Raw genomic sequence first — 20,017 nt, forward strand, 5'->3', positions numbered from 1 at the left:
GTCACTCCCGGAGTCGGCGAAGGCCGTCCCGCAGGGCGTCGGCGTCCTTGGCGTGATGCCGGGCGCGCGCCAGCACACGCCGGGCCGCCGCGGGGCGTCCGGCGGTCAGGTGAATGCCGGCGAGGTTGATGGCGGCTTCGACGTCGCCGGGAAGGCGGCCGAGCAGCCGCTCGTAGAGGCGCCGGGCACGCTCGCGATCGCCGTGCCGGAGGGCGTACCAGCCGGTCAGGCGAAGACGCAGCGGATGCCCGTCGGGCAGCTGCCGGCGGGCGCGGGCCAGCGTCGCCCTCGCGCCCGGCCAATCCTCATCGGCGACCTGCTTGACGAGCCTGCGGTGCAGGGCCCGGGCCGCTTCCACGGAGGTGCGGGTGTGCACGCCGCTGCGGCCTTCTCCGGTGGCGGTCGCCGCAGCGCCCGTATCCGCGCCATCCGGCGTTTGCGTGTCACGGGGCGGCGCCGCGGACGCGGGGGCGGCCGGCAGCGGTGACGACACCACGGCCATGACGAAGGCGCCGGCGGCCACTGCCAGGCGCACCTGCCACCGATGCCGTTGGTTTCCGGTCGGCCCGCGGCGTTGCACGCTGCGGCCCGGCCGGCGGTCGAGGTCGGGGAGGGCACGGCGGATCCGGCTCATAGCACGCGTACCCGCAGCGCGATGACCAGCTCCCGGGTGGCGCTCAGCTGCCGGCGCTGGCCGAACAGCCGGCCGACCAGCGGCAGGGACGACAGGCCCGGAACGCCTTCGTCGGACTTGTTGGCGGACTGGTCGATGAGCCCGCCGATGAGTGCCAGGTCGCCATCGTTGAGGCGCAGGGTGGTGGTGAGACCCTTGAGGTTCACACTGGGGAGCGAGACCCGGGTCTCACCGCCCACGTCCACGAGCCGGAGGCTGCGCTCGTCGACCTCGGTCTGGATGGGCCGGATCAGCAGCTCCACGGAGCCGTTGTCGCGGATGAACGGCACCACGCCCACCATCACGCCGGAGAACACGGTATCCGTCTCCACGTCGGCGGTGGTGGTGGAGGCACCGCCGCCGGGCGCGGTCTCGGTGACCGAGCTGCTGGAGACGAAGCGCGAGGTGGTGCCGACGCTGAGCATCGCCGGGGTGCCGTTGCGGGCGAGGATGTTCGGGTTGGAGAGCACGGAGACGTTGCCGAAGGAATCCAGCGCCTGGAGCACCGCGCCGAAGTTGCCGTCCCGGTAGGCGACGCCCAGGCCTTTGCCGTTGCTGTCGGTGAGGCTGCGCTCGGGGATGCGCAGGATGCTCCCCGGCAGCGCGCCGCCGTCGTTCGGCAGTGTCAGCTCCGCCCCGCTCAGGCTGGTGGCGGCTGAAGTGACGACGCCGCCGAAGTTGTCCCGCAGCACGGTCCAGTCGATGCCGAACTCGAAGCCGTCGCTGAGGCGGACGTCGATGAGTTGCGCCTCGATGAACACCTGCCGCGAGAGCGTCTTCTCCAGGCGGGCCACGTAGCGGCTGGCCGCTTTCACCTTGTCCGGACGGCCCTTGACGTAGAGTGTGCCCGCCACGCGGTCCACCGAGACCACGGTCTTGCGGCTGCCTTCCCGGGCGCGTTCCTCTTCGTCGGTAGCCGCGTCGTCCTCGTCCAGGAGCATGGCGCGCAGGTTTTCCTCCACCAGGGCGTAGGGGTCGCTTTCGACGCCGCCCTTGGCGGTCAGGGACACGTCTCCGCGCAGGGCGTTGCTGCCGCCGCCCTCGCCACCCGGCGCGGCGGCGCCGAAGACGTTGCCGCCGGCGCGAAGCTGCAGGCCGCTGGCGCTGTTGAGGAAATCCAGGGCGTAGACCTTCTCCCGTGTGAGCGACACGCGCAGGGTGTTGCCCTTGCGCTCGCCGTGGACGTTGTAGAGGGCGAGGATGTGGTCGATGGCCTCGCGCACGCTCACGTCCTCCAGCGACAGCGTGGCCCGCTGGGTCAGGGCCACCACCCGCGGGTCGATGAGGAGATTGAGCGAGGAGCTGGCGCCGAGGGCCTGCAAGGCCTGGTCGATGCGTGCACCGGAGAGCGTGAGGGAGACGGTCTCCGCCTCCAGGGGATCGAAACGCGGTGCGACCGGTTCGAGCTCGGGCGGCTCGCTGCGCTGCTCCAACTTGTCGCTGAGCGCATCCATCGTGCCCGTGAGCTTGTGCGACTCGGCGGCGACCCGCGAGGCGAGCTCGCGCGGGGCGGTGTCGTCCACCCCGTCGAGGTTGTCGAGGCTTCGCGGCGGCTGGGTGGCGCAGCCGGCCAGCAGGAGCACCGATGCCGAGAGGGCGGCAGCGGTGGCGCGTTTATCGGTGAAACTCATCCTTCGACTCTCGATTCTGGGTGTTGGAATGCCGGCGACCGGTTTCACTCGCTCATCGCCCGCCGAGCCAGCCGGCGAGGGCAGTGAACCCTTCGGCGATCACGACGTCGTCGCGGTCATGGGCGCGGCCGGTGCCCGGCGCATAAGCGCAGCGCGCCGGTGCCGACGGTGCGTTCACGGAATCGAAACGGCTGCCGTCACCGTCACGGTCGCGCAGGGGGATCACCAGGAAGTACGCGACATGGCGCCGGCGGTTGCCGCCACAGTCGATCGCGCCCGCCGGGCCGCCGTCGCCGGTGAGGTGAATGCGGCCCGCGTCGAGGCCGTCGCCGGCGGCGTTGTCCAGGCCGTGGAGCAGGCGTGATACGCCGCTGCCCCCGCGCTCGGCCACCACCGCCAGGTCCGCGTCGTCGCGGCGATTCGACGCCGGCCGGCGGTAGACGCCGTATTGGGCGTGCCAGGCGTCGTCGGGCAGCGTGAGTCCCAGGCTGCGGTAGGGCACGAAACCGGTGTCGAGCTCCGCCGGGCAGTCGCCGCCGGCGGTGTCCTCCCAGCCGTCGCCGGCGGCGTCCGGGCACGGCAGGCGGGCATTGGCGAGCGCAAAGGCGCGAATGGCGTCGCGCACGTGCTCGCCGCGAACCACGGCGGTCTGTCGCTCTCGGGTGGTGTCCACGTTCACGTAGCTGCTCCCCACGGTCCAAAGCAGCACCCCCACCACTGCCAGGGCCACCGCGAGCTCCACGGCGGTGTAGCCCGCGCACGGCCGGTATCGGGGGGTGCCCGGCAATCGGTTCACGAGGATTCGTCGGTGCTGACGGATTCGGGCATTCCCTGCTGCAGGTTGCGGATCCGCGTCATCAACGTCTGCAACCGCTGCTCGTCGCCTTTGCCCGGGTTTTCGGCGATGCTTTCCATTTCCCGGGCCAGGGACTGAATGCGTCCGGCGCGGTCGACGGTGTCTTCCAGCGCTTCGAGGTCGACACCGCCGACCCGGTCGCTGCCGATGGCCTCCCGCAGGCCGCGCAGCAGCCGCCCCACCTGCGCCGGCGAGGCATTGGTTCCGGGCCGGCTCACGGCGGCGAGCTCGCGCTGGATGCGCGCGATTGTCCGCTGCTGCGTGCGCGAGAGCTCGACGCCAGGGGGCGTGGGTCCGCCCCCGGTCTCCGGTGGCTCTGCGTGGCGGCGTGTCCGGTCGAACAGCGGCGGTACCTCTTTCGTTCCGAACAGCGCAGTGTCGTCACTCGCAGCGGGCGGTTGCGCGACTTCCGGCTCTGGAAGGGCGTCGTTCGTGCGCGCGCTCGGCAGATCGACGCGGGGTCGCGCTGTCCGATCGGGCATCACCACGGTCTGGAACCACAGCAGCACGACGCCGAGCACGGCGGCACCGATGAGGAATCCGTAGAGGGCTTGTCGGTTCAACGTGGGCCTCCGGTTGCGCTCCGGTCAGTTCACGTGGGCTGCCGGCGGGTTGCGGCGCAGGGTGCCGACGCCCAGGCGCGCCGCCGGTACGGTGAGCCGTTGCCGCCGGCCGTCGGCTTCGCGTACGACGACCCGGGCGCCATCGATCGCTTCCACGCGGCCACCGTTGGGCAGGGTGTCGCCGGCCCCTACCAGCTCCCCGTCGATCACCGCCATGGGGGTCTCGGCGTCCAGTACCAGGCGGAGGTTGCGCTCGGACAGGGCAGCCGTGCGGGCCACTGCCGTGGAGGCCGGCTCCGGTTCGGGACGTGGCGCCGGTGCGATCAGGGCCTGCGCGGCCTTCCCGCTGGACGCGGAGAGCGCGGTCTCGACGGTGTCGAGTGCCCGGCCGAGGCGTGCCACGCGGGCACGCTGCTTCTCGGTCACCGGTGCGATGCGCGCGCCGCCGTCGGTGCCGACCGGGGTGGGGCTCGTGGCGCCCGCGGCGCCGGGGAGCTCGGTGAGCACCCAGCCGATGCAGGCGACGGCGACGAGGTTGAAGACGGCGAACAGGTATTTCATGCCTCCCGCTCCTGCCGGGTGAGGCGGTATGAAAAACTGCCGGGGGCCGATGAGGCCGGTTCCAGCGGCTGTGACTGCCAGCCGCGCCGGCGCAGCGCGGTGAGGAACGCGCGCACTGCGGCGCTGGCGTCGCGGGAGCGGTCGATGCCGTCGACGCGCAGGTGGTAGCGGCCCTGGCGGTCGCGTTTGATGCGAACGCGATGAATGGCAAGCGGCGGCGCTGCCGCATCACGGACGTCGCGCAGGACCACGGCCGGTGAATAGGCGATACCCCGGGCGAGCGCGGTGACGAATTCACTCACCCGCCGCAGGCGGTCGTCGGCGTCGGGCCGACGGGCGGCTTCGAGGGCGCTCTCGCGCTGGGCGATGCGGTCGTCCAGCGCGCGCGCCCGCGCGACTTCGTCATCGGCTAGGGTGCGGGCATAGTGGCCGGCTACCGCGAGCCCGAGGGCGAGCGCGGCGACGCCGGCGACGACGGGCATGGCCCAGGCTTCGCTCCACCAGGCAATGCGCTCGACGATGGGATTGACGGCTGCGCCGGCACCCAGGCGTTCGACGTGCGCCGGCAGTGCGCTATGGATGCCGTCGTCACCGTGCGAGCCCTCGGGGTCCCGGAAGGGGCGCGCGGCCGATACGGTGACCGTCGCGCCGGCGACGGCACGCACTTCATCGGCGAGCGCCTCTTCCCGGGCAGGGCTGTCGGTGTCCGCCGCCAGCCACTCGATGTGCGGAAACGTCGCGGCGGTGTCGTTGCCTGCCGGCTTCAGCGCAGCGAGGGAGGTGCCCAGTGTGCGCGCAGCACGTCGCTGTGCGTCCGTGCCGCCGCCGCCGGCGAAGACGTCCTCGAAGCGCATGCCCTGATCGGTGTCGGCAAAGCAGCGCAGTCGCGGCCCCAGGTGGAGGATGCGAGCCCGAGGTCCCCCGGGGCCGGCGAGCAACGCACCGAGCGGGAGTATCAGGCAGTGCCTGCGTTGCAGCCGCGCCCAGTCGAGCGTGCGCTGCCAGACGGCCAGCGTGACCGCGGTGAAGAATGCCTGCCCGCCACCGTGATGCCGGTTCAGACGGTGGATGATCACGTGGCTCGGGCCCTCGACCCAGCCGGCGTCGCGAACGTGGCGTTCGATGATGGCGCGGGCGTATTGGGGCTTGCCTTCGAAGCGCAGCACGCCGATGTGTGCGTCCTCGAAATCGGTGATCACGCGCACGCTGCGGTCGACCCGGCCGTAGGGCGGAATCGAACGCAGATGCCCGTCACGCCCGAGCAGTCGCCAGCGTCCTGTGGCGGTGAGGATCGTGTCGCTGGTCATGGCGTCTCGTCCTCGATCGGGAAGTGCAGCGAGCCCTCGAGCTGGAAACGCACACCGGGGTCATCCTCTGCGGGTGAGCGGAACAGCCCGAACCGCGGCGCCAGCACGCTGACCTGGAACGCCGTTGGCACGAACGCGGTCCCCGGGCCGCCCAGCGCTTCGTCCAGCGTGGCGATCACGCGGTCGCGGGTGAGTGTGTCGCTGCGGTGAAGCACCCGGCGTTCGTGCCAGCGGTCGGGGACGTCGAGGCCCAGCCGTGCGGCACGGTCGAGCACGACGCGGACGTCGCGTTCATGGGCCTGGCGTTGGTCCAGCGTCGCTAGCTGTTGCTTCAGTGCATGCAGCCTGGCACTCGCCAGGGCGGCGTGCTGTCGGGCACCGGTGAGTGCCGCGATACCGCCCTGGGCGTAGTACGCGCTGGCCGCCAGTGCCGCCAGCAATGCCACGTAGAGGACGATCTTGACCCGCCACACCACGGCCTACTGCTCCATGCGCCAGTGCGCTGTCACCAGTGCCACGCGATCCTCGTCGAGGGTCCGGCCATCGCCGGTAGCGTTGCTCGGGTCGATGCCGCCGGCGGTCGGGTTCTGCGTCACCTGCTCGAAGGTGTTGTTCGCCGCCCACTGATCACCTGGCGCGTTGGCCTGGTCGGTGGACTGGTGCTCGCGCGCGTCCTGGATGCGGAAGCGTCCCTCGCGGGCGTCCGCCTGGCCGTCGACGAGCTGGTCGACGAAGCGCGCCAGGTCCGGGGTGAGCCCCCGCACGACCATCACGTTGCCGGCGCCCGAGCGCTGACCGTCGGGGTTCCACTGGAAGCACACCTGCAGCTCCGCGGCGTTGCCGTTGGTGTCCTCGTAGAGAAAACGGTCCTCGAAGCCTTCGCCGCGACCCGGCGGCATGGCGACGCCGGCACGCAGCATCAGGGCGCGCAGGTTCTCAGTGGCGAGCCCCGGATCGCCAGCACCCACGGCGCCGCTGGCATAGCCCTGGCCGTTGCAGATCCTCAGCCCCGTGTTGCTGAAGTTGGCGGGAATGCCCGCGCCACCGGAGCCGCCGCCCCAGGCACTCTGGCGCTGGCACACGTCGCCTTTGCCGGTACCGCCGAATTGGGTCTGCGCGCCGTTGACCATGTACGTCGGCGCTTGCTGGCAGTCGCCGAGTACGACGCCGGTGCGCTGGTAGTGCTGGTCGTAGGCCTGCTTCCACTGGTAGAGGAACTTGTTCGCGATCTTGGTGTATTCGGCGTTGCGCTGGACGTCCTTGGCGACCGCTAGGGCGCCGAGGATGAGTCCCACTATGGCGAGCACCACCGCCATCTCCACCAGGGTGAAGCCGGATTGCCGGCGGGGCCGGCGCATGGGTGTATGCATGGCTGGTTTCTCTCGTGGCATTGCCTGCGGTGCTTACTGGTTCATCTTGTAGTGGGCGGTGACGGTGACGATCTGGCTCTCGTCCAGGGCCGACCCGTCACCGGTTCCGGTGGCGTTGCTCGCGTCCATCGCGTAGGTGTTGTTGGCGCCCCACTGAGTGCCCGGCTGGTTGTCGCCGCTGGCGGTGATGCCGGCCTCCCGGAACACGCCTTCCTGGGCGTCCGCCTGACCGTCCACGCTCTGGTCGAGAAAGCGCGCGAGATCCGGCGTCAGGCCCGAGATGACCATGACGTTGCCGGCGCCGGAATCGGTGCCCGGCGGGTTCCACCGGAAACAGACCTTGATTTCCTGGGGGTTGCCGTTGCTGTCCAGGTAGACGTAGCGATCCTCGAAGCCCTCGGCACGGCCCGGGGGCATCTCGACGCCGGCGTGCAGCATGAGGTCGCGGAGATTCACGGTCTGCGTGTCGGCGCAGACCTCACCCGGTGAGCTGGCGTTGGTCATGTCGCCACCGGAGGCGGTGTTGTTGGTATCGGCGAGCCAGCCCTGGCCGTTGACCATGAGCTGCGGCTGGACCTGGCTGTCGCCTACCGGTACTCCGGTGCGCTGGTAATAGGCGTTGTAGGCCACCGCCCACTGATCGACGAACTTTTGCTTGATCTTGGTGTATTCGGCGTTGCGCTGAACGTCCTTGCCGATCATCACCGCGCCGAGCACGAGCCCGATCACGGCGAGCACCACGGCCATTTCCACCAGGGTGAAGCCCCGTTGCGACCGGGGAATCGATAATGTGCTGGGTCTCATAATGTGTTGCTCTCCGTCACCACGGCGACGATTCCCGCCAAACGGCCCAGGCGCCTCCCGAACGAGCGCACGCGCCGGTGCCCTGGGGTGGCGGGGCAGGGCCGGGGTGATCCGCCGCCGTGACAGCGCACGGGTCGAGTGATACGCGTCGGCGGGTCACCGCAACGGCGGCGACGGGTCACCCCGGAATCAAGACGCGGCAAGCATGCCTAGTTAACGGAATCGGCATAGGACGTTTTGTTTCGTGATTGGCGACACTATGTCCGCCGAAGCATTGCCGTCGGCGGTACCGGCCCACCGTGGCGGGGCGTTGTGACAGGTACGGAAAGGGAGGAATGACAGGACCTTATATGACCGGGAACGCAACTTGGATCCGTGTCGCCGCTAGGTGTGTCGGCACTTCCCGTGCCATCGTGTTCCCGGTATGGTTTCCCGCACGCCGGGGGTCGGTGTGATGAACCTCACGTTTTCGGGTGGCGGCGGCGCCGATCCGTCAGCGTGAGGGCATACCGGGGGGACGGGGCGGCAGGCCCACCGCCGCCCGGGCAATCAGAAGAACAACCGTCAGGGAATGGGGGAACCATGGCCGCGAGTGAGGACGCTGCAAGTGCGCTCAGGGCGGAGGTGCATGCCGACGGGGTGCAGCACGTACGTTTCGACAGCCGTTGGCTACCGCCGGCGCGTCAGACCGGTGCCTGGTGCGAGATCCTGCATCCGCAGATTACCGTGGCACCGTTACGCAACGGGTCCAGGGGGCTCGCCGGCAGTATCGATGCGTGGCTGGTCGGCGAGCACATTCTCGCCGTGACCGAATTCCGGGCCCAGCGGGCCATTCGCGATCGACGGCTCGTTGCCGCCCATGCGCCCGATCTCTACCACATCATGCTGCACATGCGTGGGCGCGTTCCCACCGACAGTGACGGGAACGAGACGGTGGTGGAGGCCGGGGACATCATCATCGACGATCTCGGCCGGCCCAAGCACACCACTTCGGGAGGTGGCGCGATACTGACCTTTTCCGTGCCACGCGCCATTGTCGAAGGCATGTTCCCCGGCCGCGATCTACATGGGGTGAAGCTGTCGGGGAAACGGCCGCAGACGCGGCTGCTGCGCTCTCACCTGTTGCACTACTTCCAGCGAATCGGGGACATGGACCCCGGGCACATGGCCGAGTTGCAACGTGCCACCCATGCGCTGGTGGCCGCCGCAATCGAGCCTTCGCTGGGTGAGCGCGAGGATATACGTGGCTACGTGCAACAGGGTGTCCGGCGTGCGATCGAAACGTTCGTCGAGCATCACCTCGGTGATCCCGACGTGAACGCCGCGACGGTGCAGCGGCGCTTCCGGATCTCCCGCTCGCAGCTTTACCGGTTGTTTCGCGACGATGGCGGCCTGGCCGCATACCTCAGACGCCGCCGGGCCGAACGAGCCGCCGAGTTGCTGCTCGATCGCGACCGCCGTCATCTCGGTGTTTCGGTGCTGGCACTGGAGGCGGGGTTCCGCTCCGAGACACAGTGCCAGCGGGCGCTGCGCAGCCTCTACGGAACGAGCGCGCGGGAGATCCGCCGAAGCGCCGAGGTCTATGCGACGGCCGGCGGTGCGTGGGATGCCGTGAGGCTTTTCCGTCACGCTGACACGCTGGTGCGGGAGACCTGGGGCACCGACGCCGGGTAATGCCTCGCGGCATAGGCGGTGGCCGCGATCCCAGGGTCGTGCCACCGGCGGTCTCGGCCCGCCGGTGGCTACCCAGGTGGGTTCGTGTGATGTCCGTCAGCCGTTGCCGCAGTGCATCTTCCAGCGGGTGTTGGAGGGCAGATCCTTGCGCTTGTTGTGCACCGCGACCAGCGTGAACGTGGGTTTGCCGGTTGCCGCATGGGTGGGCGGTTCCTCGAGCTTGCCCAGCACCTCGGCGAGCTCCGCGTTGGTGGTCACCGTGTAGCCGACGCCGCCGAAACCTTCGGCGAGCTTGGCCCAGTCCCAGATCGCCGTTTGCGGCACATCGGCAAGCGCGGCGAACTGCGGCGGCGGGGCATCGTTGCAGTAAGCGTCGGCATCGATGAGGAACTGCTCGATGGCGAAGACGCCGTTGGCCATGACGAAGACGATGGAATCCAGACCGAGCTGCGCGATGGTGCCCAGGGCGTTGACGCTCTCGGCGAATGCGCCGTCGCCGCAGACGCTGACCACACGCCGGCCGCTGCCGTGGCTGACCGCATCGTGGGCGAGCTTGACGCCGTAGTTCGCGCCCACCGTGTAACCGATAGCCCCCCAGGAGAGCTGGGCGATGTAGCCGCCCTCGGGAACCTTGAGGTTGTTGAGGGCGTAGAACGTGAGACCGGTGTCCGCCAGCAATACGGGTTGGTTGCTCTCCTGGAATTGCGACAGATAGTGGTGTTGCAGGTACGACTTGAAGCTGTCCCAGGTCACCTGGTCGTTGCCGGGATACTCACCGGGGGCGGGGATTTCCCAGGGCGTTCCCGAATCCAGGCCCGGATAAGGGGCGCCGGGCGGTTTGCCACCGAAATGCTCGTCGATGGCCTCCGCGAGCGCCCCGAGGAAGGCGTCCAGGGAGACGTCGCCCCAGTAGAGCTCGCCGGTTTGTGCCGGGTTGGCGGCGGTGTTGATTTTCACCGCGCCCTGACGGACGTCGATCTGGCCGGCCAGGGGCAGGCCCGGCGCCGTATTGGGGTCGAAGTCCGCGGTGGCGACCCCGCTGAAGTTGAAATCCGTCTCCAGCACGCCTAGCTGCAGCACCACGTCGGCATCGCTTATCAGCTTTTGCACGTTGGCCTGGGAATTGCGGCCGTTGTAGACGCCGGAGAAGCGGATGTCCTCGCGGAACTCACTCAGCGCGCTCTTGCCGAGCAGGCTCGAGACGTAGGGCGCCTGCAGCCGCTTGGCGAGGGCGACCAGCTTGTCCTGCAGACTGTACCGCGAGAGCTCGATGCCGCCGAGGATCACGAGTCGCTGAGACGACTTCAGCACCTCGACCACGGCGTCCACCGCCTCTTCGAGGGATCGTGCGCTCTGTGGCACGGGACTGGGCTTCAGTCCCTGCCGCCTCGAGACCGCCTGGCATTGATACCCTTCCATGCCGTTGGCGATCTCGATGTAGACGGGGCGGCTTTCGGTAACGCACGTGGCGAGTGCTGCGTCGATGAGCTCGGGTGCGTAGGCCGGGTTGTCGATACGCACGGCGCGGGCGGTGACTTCCTGGAGAACCCGCAGGTCGGTATATGAGCCGTCGAACATGTGGTGCCAGAGCACGCCCTGGTCGCGCTGGGAATTGAACTGCGCCGGCGACGGAGTGCCGTTGACGATGACCAGCGGCACGTTTTCCACGTACGCGCCGGCTACGGCTTGCACGGCATTGAGTGCACCGACGCCGTAGGTGACGGCGACGCAGCCGACGCTGTCGCCCACCGCCCGGCCGTAGCCGTCGGCGGCATAGGTGGCGAGCATCTCGTTGTTGGGGTGCACCCGCTTGAGGCCTGCGCTCGACTCGCCGTCCAGGGATTCGACCCATTCGCTGATGTAGTCCCCGGGTATGGCCATCACGTGGCCCACGCCGATTTCGCGCAGGCGCTTGTTGAGATACGCCGACACGGTCTCCGTGCCGGTGTCGGCGACGTCGGTTACGTCGCCGGCCGCAGCGCGCACGGCGCCCGTTTCCGGCTCGACCACGTGCTCGGGAGTGCGGAATTCCCGGAGGAAGCGCTCGTGGTCCATGAGGTGGCTGCGCGGCATGGTCTCCCCTCCGTCAGATCTGGATGCTGTTCATCACCGGCGCATTGATGCCGAGCACATACGGCACGCTCAGGTACGGGTAGCGCACGCTGTTCGGCACGGTTTCGGCATCGCTGTTGTCGTTGCGGTAGTGCTTCGCGCGCTCGGCCTGGTTATTGGCGATCGTCTCCATCAGGGACGAGTTGCCGCTACTGCCTCCCCACAGGGCCGTGTAGAAGGCCTCTACGGCCTTGGACTGGGCCGAGCCGGCGTCGTAGGGGTAGATGCGGTGCAGGGCGCCGGCGTCGTGGGGGCCGTTGCCGGCCATGGCGTCGTAGACAGGGGCGGTGCCGTTCATGACGAAGTCGATCTGGTTCATGATCGGCCATGCGTAGCTGTCATTGGTCTTGGCCTGGGGGTCGGGCAGGGCGGCGAGCAGGTCGTCGTCGCCGACAGAGCCGCCTTTGGGCGGCGGCGCGGTCATGGCGAAGGGGCCGTTGGGCAGGAACGCGTACTGGTCGAACATGGTGTCGTTCACCGCCGTGTGCTGCGCCGTGCACAGGAACATGAGGTTGGCGAATACGGACTTCAGCCGCGCCTTCTTCGGCTGCCAGGTGAACCGTTCGTTGCCGTCGTGGTTGAACGCCTGCTGCACGGCGTTCAGCCAGCCATTGAGGGCGCTGTCCTTTTCCACGGCGGCGTCGCTGTCATAGCTGGCATCGACGATGTCGCCCACGAACGTGGTGATCGCCGAGAACCACGGGCCGCCGTCGTCGCGGTAGGGGAAGGATACCGGCAGTACGTTCTTGTCGATGCCCCGGGCCTGAATGGTCTGGTCGAACGCCTGGTCGTCGAAGCGGTAACCCTGATAGAGATTGTTGATGATCTGGTAGATGCCGATGCGTCCGGTGGGCAGGAACTGGTCGCAGAACTGCCCCTTCTGGTAGATGCCCGGCGCGCCGCCGTCGGAGTCGTAAGCGGTGGCGTTGTAGACCGCCGTGTTGATGTCGAAGACCTTCTTCAGGTGGGGATACATCAGCACCAGCATGGGATGGTTTTCGGCGAGCGCCCCTGTCTGTATGCGCTCCAGCGCCGCGATGCCGAAGATCATGTCGATGCTGTGGGTGTTGAACAGGTGCGATCCGCTGAACCACCACTGTGCGTCCGCGTTGGCGACCCAGAGCTTGGCCAGCAGCCAGGCGTTGTCGCCGTCGGCGGTGGTGAAGAGGTAACCGTTCTGCGGCGCTTCGATCTGGATGGCCTTGGGCATCAGAGCGTTGTCTTCGACGGTGAAGAACGCCAGCGGAGCGGCGAGGTGCTGGCCCTTGCGGACGAACTGCTTGTCGATCACGTTGCCGAGCACCGGACGGTAGTCGCAGACGAAGAGCTGCTTGTTGTTCAGCGCGTTGCCGAGGGTGTTCGCCAGGGCGGACTTGTCGTGGGCGCCGGCGGCGTCGTTGATGAGCTTCACCAGGTCGTCGTGGCTGCCGGTGTAGCGCGCGATGACGTTGGGATTGGCGCCGCCGAGACGTTGCCGGGCGAATTCGGCATCGTCGTTGATCCAGTGCCCGGTAAGGGTGTCGATGGTCGTGCTCGTGAACACCGACGGATCCCACATGCCCCGCGTGTATCGCTGGTGAACCTGCTCCACCGCGGACCCGCTGTAATGCTGCTTGGGCACGTGTTCCTGAATAGTCGCGTTCTCGGCATTCACCTCGGCGGTTCGTTTCGCCTGTGCCTCGGTGTCCGCCAGCGTCCAGCTCCAGCTCAGCGGGATGGTGGACGCAGCGGCAAGCCACGGGCTCGTGGTGGCCGAGAACGTGCCGCTGCCGGGGTATTCGTCGCTGCCGTACTGGCGATCCTGCTCCAGGAACTGGTAGATGAATGCGGTGTGTTCATCCTCGCGGGTCGGCGAGGCCGCGGTCGCCGGGCGATCGCCCGGCAGCGTGTTGAGCGTGAACTGGTATAGCTCAATGGCGGTTTTGCGCATGTCGAGACTCCTATTCCCGAATCGCCGGATGGGCCATGACTGCCGGCATTGGCCGATTAACCCACGAGCTGCTCGGCGACCGCCGATGATTCCGTGGTGAGGTGGGGGATCATGGACGGCAGGATGTCGCCGCCGCCGAGGGCATTGAACAGAATGTCCAGGTTCTCGCGGCTATCCAGCCCTTCCAGGATCAGGACTTCCCAGACGGTGCGGAGGGCCGAGTTGAAGGCGCCGGCGATCCAGTAGTGCACCATGTCCAGGTGTTCGCCGGCGAAGTGGAAGCGCCCTTCGGGCTCACAGGCATCGACGAAGAGCTCGCCGAACTGGCCCTGGGCGAAGAACGCGAACCCGCCGCCGGCGTGGGGCTCCCGGTTCCACACGATGGAGGCGCCGTGGCCCAGGTATTCCCGCATTACCACGTCCTCGCCGTGGAGCTTGGCGACATCGCGCAGGGCGATGTCCAGCAGATCGGACTCACTGAGGTGGCTGAACTTGTCGGCATCGTTTTGCCAGGAATAGCTGCCCAGGATGTAAGCGGGTCCCGGCTCGCCGATCCCGAATGAGGGATAGACGATGCTGCGCACGTTCAGATCGGTGTCCGACTGGCCGCCCTTCATGCCTTTGCTGTAAGGGCCCTCCGTTTCCCAGAAGCGCGACCGGAAGCCGAGAGCGATTTTCACCGCATTGGTCATTTTCAGCGTGCGCATCGCTTCGCGTTTGCCCGCCTGCCACACGGGGGTGTCCACGGTCTTGAGCACGCTGAACGGGAGGGTGCTGATGATGCGGTCGAAGCGATGCCGCCGCGGGCGCAGGCCACCCTCCGGCCGGTAGGCGAGCTCGGCACCATCCTCGTCGCCGCGGAGCTCGGATACCCGGGCGTTCATGGTGACGCGTTCGCCGGGAACGCGGTTGGCCAGCTCGTCGGTGATGCGGCTGACGCCGCCGTCCATGGTGTACCACTGCTCGGTGGCGGCGAAGCTGAACTGATCGAGAACGATCTCGATGAGCGAAAGATCGAAGATACCCGTGTAGCTGAGCACGCTCTCGATGTAATCGACGATGCGCGCGGGATAGGGCGCGACGCCGTCGCCCACGGTTTGGAGATAGCCGCGCGCCGAGAATCCGTCGTACTTGAGCATCGTTTCCCAGGCCTCGTCGACGCCTTCGTCCTCGAACATCTCCACGAACGGATTGATGGCGTTGTCCAGCAGCTCCTGGGCGGGCTTCAATTTGCCGTCGCGCTTGAAGTGATCCCACTCCGGCCCTTCGAAGAACTGGTCGAAACCGAGCAGGGTGTTGTCGGCAGCCGCCTCGTTGCGGGTGACCGGCCGGCAGCCGTTGAACGCCAGGAGGTTGCCCGCGTCCGGCGTCGATGTCGGGTCGTGCATGTAGTACGGGATTTTCGGGATTTCGCGGGCGCCGGGCACCGAGGCGGCGGTCTCGTTGAGGTACTGCCAGGTGGCGAACAGGCGGCTTTGCATGAAGTTGTCGGGGAAGCGCATGGCACCGAGCTCGGCGTACTGGTGCGGGCGGTCGTCGAAGTAGTAGGAGCGCACGCGCCCGCCGAGCCGCTCACCGGAGGCCTCGAAGATGTGGTAGTGAATGCCCAGCTCGTCCAGCAACAGGCCGGCGTAGAGCCCCGCCATGCCGCCGCCGACGATACCTACCGACACATCTGAGCGGGTGCGGCGCGGTTCGGCCGCGAACGTGGCCTTGGGCGGTTCTTCGGCGTGCAGGCGTTCGGCACGCCGGTCGGAGAGGTGGCGGCTGGCCTGCCGCAACAGGGCCTTGCGGAAGTTCTCGAAGCGCTGTTGCTTGGAGGCGGTCCGGGAGGCGCGATCGCCGGAGGAATGTGAGGACATGGCAGAACCTCCTGTGCTGGCCACTGTCGTCGCGGGCGCGTTGCTGGCGGCGGGTGCGGCTCAGGGGCCGCAACGCCGCCGCCATGATGGGCGTTTCCTGACTGGACTATAGGTCACGCGGTTTCGGCGAAGGCGACAATGTGTTCGGTCGTCGCCGAATCGGATGAATCCCCCCCGGGGGCCCCACTGCGAGCCCCGGGGGGATTCCCCGGAAGGTTCGTCAGGAGATGTTCCGCCGGAAGCGAACGGCGATCCAGCCCATGAGCAGTGACAGGATGGCGAATCCCCAGCCGCCCAGAGCGGGTACCTTGCGTGTGTCCGCGGTGGCGCCGGTGCCCACGGTGACAGTCGCGGTGTCACAGAGACCGCCCGGATCGCAGACGCGGTAGACGAAGCGCACGGGGCCGTCGAGCGGTGCTGGCGGGGTATAGGTGAAGCCGCCGTCGGCACGCAGCGTCAACGACCCTTCGGCGGGGGCGGTCACTGGAGTGGTCGCTACTCGCAGGGTGTCACCGTCGGGGTCACGGTCGCGGCCGGCCTGGTTATCGGCGAGCAAGTTGCCCGTGACCGCCGTACCCGGGTTCACCGTGAACCGGTCATTGGCGGCCACCGGTGGTTGGTTGCTGCCATTGACCGCGACAGTGACGGCGCCGCGGGCGGTCGCGCCGCTGTCGTCGCTCACCCGGAAGGTGAAGCGGTCGTCGCCTTCGAAGCCGCTTTCCGGGATGTACGTCAGCGCCGGCGGTGTGCCCTGGAGACGGCCGTGGTCGGGGCTGCCCGTCAGGGTGAACGCGAGTGTGTCGTCGTCGGGGTCCGTGGCCGCCAGGGTCAGGGCCACCGGCGTGTCGGCAGGCGTGGCCACAGTCCGCCGGACCGCGTCGGGGGCATCGTTGACCGCCGTCACCGTGATCTGCGCGGTGGCCGTCGTGCATGCCTGCCGGGTATCGCAGACGCGGTAGTCGAATGCGTACGTGCCGTTGAAATCCGGCGCTGGCGTGTACGTGAACGAGCCGTCGCTGTTCAGGGCCAGGGAGCCGCGGCTCGCCGCGGCCGTGCGCACGGTGTCGGGCACCCGGGCCACTGTGAGGGCGTCGCCCTCGGGGTCGCGGTCGGCGCCGTTGCCGTTGTCGTCGAGCAGGTTGCCGCTGACGGACGTGTCCTCGGCAGTGGTGAAGCGGTCGTCGGCGGCATCCGGGGCGTCGTTGATGGCGTCCACCTCGACGGTCACCGTCGCCCGGTCGGTGGCGCCACGACCGTCGCTCACGCGGAAGCCGAAGGTATCGGTGCCGTTGAAATCCGGCGACGGGGTATACGTTAGCGCCGGCGGCGTGCTGGTGATCGAGCCCTCGGACGGGCCGGCGCCGACGGCGCTGAAGGCGAGGGCATGGGCGTCTGGTGTGCTACCCGTGAGCGTGACGCTCACGGAGATGCCGTCTGCGGAGAATGCCGCACTGATCGCCACTGTCACCGAGCCGCGCGGGGATCCCCCGGCGCCGTCGGTCGCCGCCACCGTGAAGCGGTCGTCGCCGTCGAAGTCCGCCGTCGGGGTGTACGTGAGGGCGCCGCCGCCGCTGGTGGTGACGGTGCCCCCGGACGGGCCGCTGCCGTCCACGCTCAGCGTCAACGGGCTGTTATCCGGTGCGGTGGCGGCCACCGAGACCGTGGGGATCTCGCCGTTCGCGGTGGTGATGGTCTGCGCCTCCACCGTAAGGCGTGCTTCGGCGGTGGCGTCGACCGTGTCGATGGCGCGCACGGTGAAGCGGTCGTCTCCGTCGAAACCGGCGTTCGGGGTGTAGGTGAGACTCGGCGGCGCGCCCGTGACCGTGCCGTGTTGCGGACCGTTGCCGTCGAGACTGAAGGTGAGCGCGTCGCCGTCGGGATCGCTGCCGGTCAGGGTGATGGGCAGCTCGGTATCCTCTGCCGTGGAGACCGTCCGGGCGTCGGCCGTGGGCGCGTCATTGGCGTCGGTGACGGTGATGTCGACCGTGGCGCTGCCGCAGCGGCCGCCCGGATCGCAAACCTGGAACCCGAAGCTGTCCGCTCCCTGGAAGCCGGTCGCCGGCACGTAGGTGAGAGCCGGGGCGTTGCCGGTGATGGTGCCGTGAGCGGGACCGGATCCGGTGACGCTGAACGTGAGCGCCTCGTTGTCGGGAGAGTCGCCGGTCAGCGTGACACTCACCGGTGTCTCCTCAGGCGTGCTCACGCTCTGGGCGTCGGCAGTGGGGCTGTCATCGACGGCGGCTACGGTGATGGCGACGGTAGCGGTATCGCACAGCCCGTCCGGGTCGCAGGTCTCGAACGTGAAGCTGTCGTTGCCGTTGAACTCGGCGTCCGGCGTATAGGTGACCTCCGGAGCGTTGCCGGAGAGGCTGCCGGCCGATGGTGCCGCGGTCACGGCGAAGTCGAGAGCGTCGCCGTCCGGGTCGGTGCCTTGCAGGCTGATGCCGGTGGGGGTGTCTTCGTCGGTGCTGATGCCCGAGTCGCTGGCTACCGGCGGGTCGTTGATCGCTGTGACGCTGACGCGCACGCGGGCGGTGTCGCACAGGCCGCCGGCATCGCAGACCTCGTAGGTGAAGTCGTCGCGGCCATTGAAGTCCGCCGGCGGTGTGTAGTCGAAAGTGCCATCGGTGCTCAGGCTGACACTCCCCGACCCGGGTGGGCTGACGGGGGTGGTGGTGACGCTCAGGGCGTCGCCGTTGGGATCGTCGTCGGCACCGGCACCATTGTCGGCGAGCACGTTGCCGGACAGGGATGTATCCTCGGCGGTGCTCACCGTGTCGGCGCGAGCCGTGGGGCGCTGGCCGGCGAGCTCGTCGATTTCGTAAGCGCCGATTTCCACCGCCCCTTCCTGGACGCGGGCTGCACCGGTGAGGTCCACGGGCAGGGGCTCGGAAGTGTCGCCGTCGCCGTCCAGGTCGGCGGTGTCTGCGGGCAGCGCGCTGGTGTCACCCGCGTCCAGCACGGCGGCATTGGGTTGCGGCATCAACCCGTCGTCCTCGGTGCCGGGGATATCATCCAGACCATCCGGGTCACCGGCATCGGTGAAGTCGGGGTTGCCATCGATGTTGCCGCCGCCGTCGTTGGGGGGCGGGTTGCGGTAGGCGGAGTCCACGCCGTCGCCGTCGAGCCCGCCTTGTATCAGGCTGTGTGCCACGGTCGGCGGCGTCTTGCGATAGTAGATTTCGTCGCCGCCCTCGTCGGCGGAATTGCCGTACACAATGGTGTTGGTGATCACCGCCGTGCTGTCGCCGCCGTCGCCGCCGCCATTGTTGTACAACGCGCCGCCCTGGCCGTAATGCCTGCCGTCTGGGTGGGCCCGGTTGCCGGTAAACGTAGCGTTGGTGATCACCGGGTTGCTGGTCCCGCCCCAGACGCCGTGGCTGTGCATGGCGCCGCCATTGCCGGCGGCAGCGACATTGTCGGCGAAGGTGGCGTTGACGATCTCCGGGCTGCTGTGACCGGTGCCGCCGGAGAAAAGCGTGTACGTGTCGTTGTAGATCGCGCCACCGTGCTCGCCGGCGCGATTGCCGATGAATGCGGCGTTGACGATCGTGGGGCTGCTCACGCCGCCGTTGTTACGACCGCCGTCGTTGTACATCGCCCCGCCGGCGCCGCCGGCGCGATTGTCGGTGAATACGGCGTTCACGAACACGGGGCTGCTTGTGCCGTCGCCGCCGTTGTTGTAGACGGCGCCGCCGCCGTCGCTGGCGCGGTTGTCGGTGAACGTTACGTTGACGAGTGTCGGGTTGCAGGTGCCGCCACGGGTACCGTTGCAGTACATGCCGCCGCCGTCCTGGTCGGCGTCACCGGCGGTAATGGTCACGCCGTCCACGATGGTGGCGTTGGTGATATCAGTGCTGGTGCCGTCGAAATGGATGACGGTGGAGCTGTTGTCGCCGATGTTGGTGTCCGCAACGCCGTCGCCGTTGGTGTCCTGGTCGTCGCCCTGGAGGTCGCCACTGAGAACGACCGGGTCGTTGCCCGCCACTTCGCGCTGGGAACGGCGGCTTTCGCTGCCCGCGAAGCCGCCGTAGATGGCCACGCCGTCACGGTCGAGCTGGAAGCGCTCACCGCGGTCGCCGCTGGTGTGGTCGCCGTCACTGTCACGGTCCGGGTGGTAGGTGCCGGCGGCGATCCAGATCTCGTAGTCCGTGGCGGGATTGGCGTTGACCTCGTCGAAGGCGTCCTGCAGGGCGGTGTAGGCATCGGACCAGCTGGAGCCGTCGTTGGCGCCGCCGGCGTTGGCGTTTACGTGGAGCGTCTCCGCCTGCGCTGCGGCCGGGGCGATGGCCAGGGTCGCAGCCGCAATCAGGATGGTGGTCGTCTTGGGTCGCGCCGCATCAGACATCGAACTGGGTCCTTGGCGTGTTGGTGAGCGTTGGCACCGACGCGGCCGTACCCGCCCGAACCCGCCCGAGGGGACGGGGGCGATCGCGCCGCTCACCGTATGTGTCATGGTTGTGCTGGCAGTGGTCCGGCACCGGCTCGCGTCCCGCGCAGGCAACGCAAATGCCGGGGGTGCGACGCTGTGGGGCTCCCGATCCCGCGTCCCGGGCCGCTGCGGTCTGTCGTCGACTAACGGTGCCTTAGTGACGGCAGTGATTTACGACGATCTGTCCCACGATTGGCGACAATTCGTTCGGAGAGGGCGAGGGCGACGGTGACAGGGCGGCC

At 68.4% G+C, this 20,017-nt stretch carries 14 protein-coding genes; 1 reads left to right on the forward strand and 13 read right to left on the reverse strand.

Annotated elements, in window-relative coordinates; genetic code table 11:
- Window position 1: 1 nt before the first annotated feature.
- From ACPEES_RS03710 to ACPEES_RS03750, 9 genes are read right to left on the reverse strand one after another with little or no spacing between them, the layout of a single operon-like run.
- Window positions 2-634, reverse strand: coding sequence for a tetratricopeptide repeat protein (locus tag ACPEES_RS03710; protein WP_435101172.1), 633 nt, complete (start codon window positions 632-634; stop codon window positions 2-4).
- The gene (gene mshL, locus ACPEES_RS03715) at window positions 631-2,304 is read right to left on the reverse strand and encodes a pilus (MSHA type) biogenesis protein MshL (RefSeq protein WP_435101173.1); all 1,674 of its coding nucleotides are present in this window, start codon (window positions 2,302-2,304) and stop codon (window positions 631-633) included. Before mshL ends, ACPEES_RS03710 begins: the two co-directional genes overlap by 4 nt.
- Window positions 2,305-2,356: 52 nt before the next feature.
- Entirely contained in the window at window positions 2,357-3,100 is a 744-nt protein-coding gene (locus tag ACPEES_RS03720; RefSeq protein WP_435101174.1) for a type II secretion system protein, read from the reverse strand.
- A complete protein-coding gene (locus ACPEES_RS03725; protein ID WP_435101175.1) occupies window positions 3,097-3,723 on the reverse strand; it encodes a hypothetical protein in 627 nt (208 codons plus the stop codon). Before ACPEES_RS03725 ends, ACPEES_RS03720 begins: the two co-directional genes overlap by 4 nt.
- Window positions 3,724-3,747: 24 nt before the next feature.
- On the reverse strand, window positions 3,748-4,284 hold the full coding sequence (locus ACPEES_RS03730) for a hypothetical protein (RefSeq protein WP_435101176.1): 537 nt from the start codon (window positions 4,282-4,284) through the stop codon (window positions 3,748-3,750).
- The gene (locus ACPEES_RS03735; protein ID WP_435101177.1) at window positions 4,281-5,591 is read right to left on the reverse strand and encodes a hypothetical protein; all 1,311 of its coding nucleotides are present in this window, start codon (window positions 5,589-5,591) and stop codon (window positions 4,281-4,283) included. Before ACPEES_RS03735 ends, ACPEES_RS03730 begins: the two co-directional genes overlap by 4 nt.
- Window positions 5,588-6,067: a hypothetical protein gene (locus ACPEES_RS03740; RefSeq protein ID WP_435101178.1), complete on the reverse strand. Its 480-nt coding sequence runs from the start codon at window positions 6,065-6,067 to the stop codon at window positions 5,588-5,590. Before ACPEES_RS03740 ends, ACPEES_RS03735 begins: the two co-directional genes overlap by 4 nt.
- A 3-nt stretch (window positions 6,068-6,070) precedes the next feature.
- The gene (locus ACPEES_RS03745; protein ID WP_435101179.1) at window positions 6,071-6,961 is read right to left on the reverse strand and encodes a type II secretion system protein; all 891 of its coding nucleotides are present in this window, start codon (window positions 6,959-6,961) and stop codon (window positions 6,071-6,073) included.
- A gap of 33 nt (window positions 6,962-6,994) precedes the next feature.
- Window positions 6,995-7,765 carry a type II secretion system protein gene (locus tag ACPEES_RS03750; protein ID WP_435101180.1) on the reverse strand — a complete coding sequence of 257 codons (771 nt, stop codon included), beginning with the start codon at window positions 7,763-7,765 and terminating at the stop codon, window positions 6,995-6,997.
- Window positions 7,766-8,347: 582 nt separating this feature from the next.
- Between ACPEES_RS03750 and ACPEES_RS03755 the strand changes: the two genes are divergently transcribed.
- Window positions 8,348-9,439, forward strand: coding sequence for a helix-turn-helix domain-containing protein (locus ACPEES_RS03755; RefSeq protein ID WP_435101181.1), 1,092 nt, complete (start codon window positions 8,348-8,350; stop codon window positions 9,437-9,439).
- A 96-nt stretch (window positions 9,440-9,535) separates the two neighbouring features.
- Here the strand turns inward: ACPEES_RS03755 and ACPEES_RS03760 are convergent, their stop codons facing one another.
- The 4 genes from ACPEES_RS03760 to ACPEES_RS03775 form a co-directional block, all read right to left on the reverse strand.
- Window positions 9,536-11,512 carry a thiamine pyrophosphate-binding protein gene (locus tag ACPEES_RS03760; protein WP_435101182.1) on the reverse strand — a complete coding sequence of 659 codons (1,977 nt, stop codon included), beginning with the start codon at window positions 11,510-11,512 and terminating at the stop codon, window positions 9,536-9,538.
- 13 nt (window positions 11,513-11,525) lie between these two features.
- Window positions 11,526-13,481 carry a lipoxygenase family protein gene (locus ACPEES_RS03765; RefSeq protein ID WP_435101183.1) on the reverse strand — a complete coding sequence of 652 codons (1,956 nt, stop codon included), beginning with the start codon at window positions 13,479-13,481 and terminating at the stop codon, window positions 11,526-11,528.
- Window positions 13,482-13,537: 56 nt separating this feature from the next.
- Entirely contained in the window at window positions 13,538-15,343 is a 1,806-nt protein-coding gene (locus ACPEES_RS03770; protein WP_435101184.1) for a flavin monoamine oxidase family protein, read from the reverse strand.
- A gap of 220 nt (window positions 15,344-15,563) precedes the next feature.
- Window positions 15,564-19,691 (reverse strand): Ig-like domain-containing protein, encoded by a 4,128-nt coding sequence (locus tag ACPEES_RS03775; protein WP_435101185.1) that lies wholly within the window; start codon window positions 19,689-19,691, stop codon window positions 15,564-15,566.
- Window positions 19,692-20,017: the final 326 nt, after the last annotated feature.

It is taken from the genome of Arhodomonas sp. AD133 (assembly GCF_051195215.1).
Taxonomy (GTDB): Bacteria; Pseudomonadota; Gammaproteobacteria; order Nitrococcales; family Nitrococcaceae; genus Arhodomonas.

Coding starts and splice junctions, on each gene's coding strand:
- ACPEES_RS03730 (WP_435101176.1), bottom strand. CDS start 4,284: ATGAAATACCTGTTCGCCGTCTTCAACCTCGTCGCCGTCGCCTGCATC.
- ACPEES_RS03760 (WP_435101182.1), bottom strand. CDS start 11,512: ATGCCGCGCAGCCACCTCATGGACCACGAGCGCTTCCTCCGGGAATTC.
- ACPEES_RS03775 (WP_435101185.1), bottom strand. CDS start 19,691: ATGTCTGATGCGGCGCGACCCAAGACGACCACCATCCTGATTGCGGCT.
- ACPEES_RS03745 (WP_435101179.1), bottom strand. CDS start 6,961: ATGCATACACCCATGCGCCGGCCCCGCCGGCAATCCGGCTTCACCCTG.
- ACPEES_RS03770 (WP_435101184.1), bottom strand. CDS start 15,343: ATGTCCTCACATTCCTCCGGCGATCGCGCCTCCCGGACCGCCTCCAAG.
- ACPEES_RS03755 (WP_435101181.1), top strand. CDS start 8,348: ATGGCCGCGAGTGAGGACGCTGCAAGTGCGCTCAGGGCGGAGGTGCAT.
- ACPEES_RS03710 (WP_435101172.1), bottom strand. CDS start 634: ATGAGCCGGATCCGCCGTGCCCTCCCCGACCTCGACCGCCGGCCGGGC.
- ACPEES_RS03750 (WP_435101180.1), bottom strand. CDS start 7,765: ATGAGACCCAGCACATTATCGATTCCCCGGTCGCAACGGGGCTTCACC.
- ACPEES_RS03735 (WP_435101177.1), bottom strand. CDS start 5,591: ATGACCAGCGACACGATCCTCACCGCCACAGGACGCTGGCGACTGCTC.
- ACPEES_RS03765 (WP_435101183.1), bottom strand. CDS start 13,481: ATGCGCAAAACCGCCATTGAGCTATACCAGTTCACGCTCAACACGCTG.
- mshL (WP_435101173.1), bottom strand. CDS start 2,304: ATGAGTTTCACCGATAAACGCGCCACCGCTGCCGCCCTCTCGGCATCG.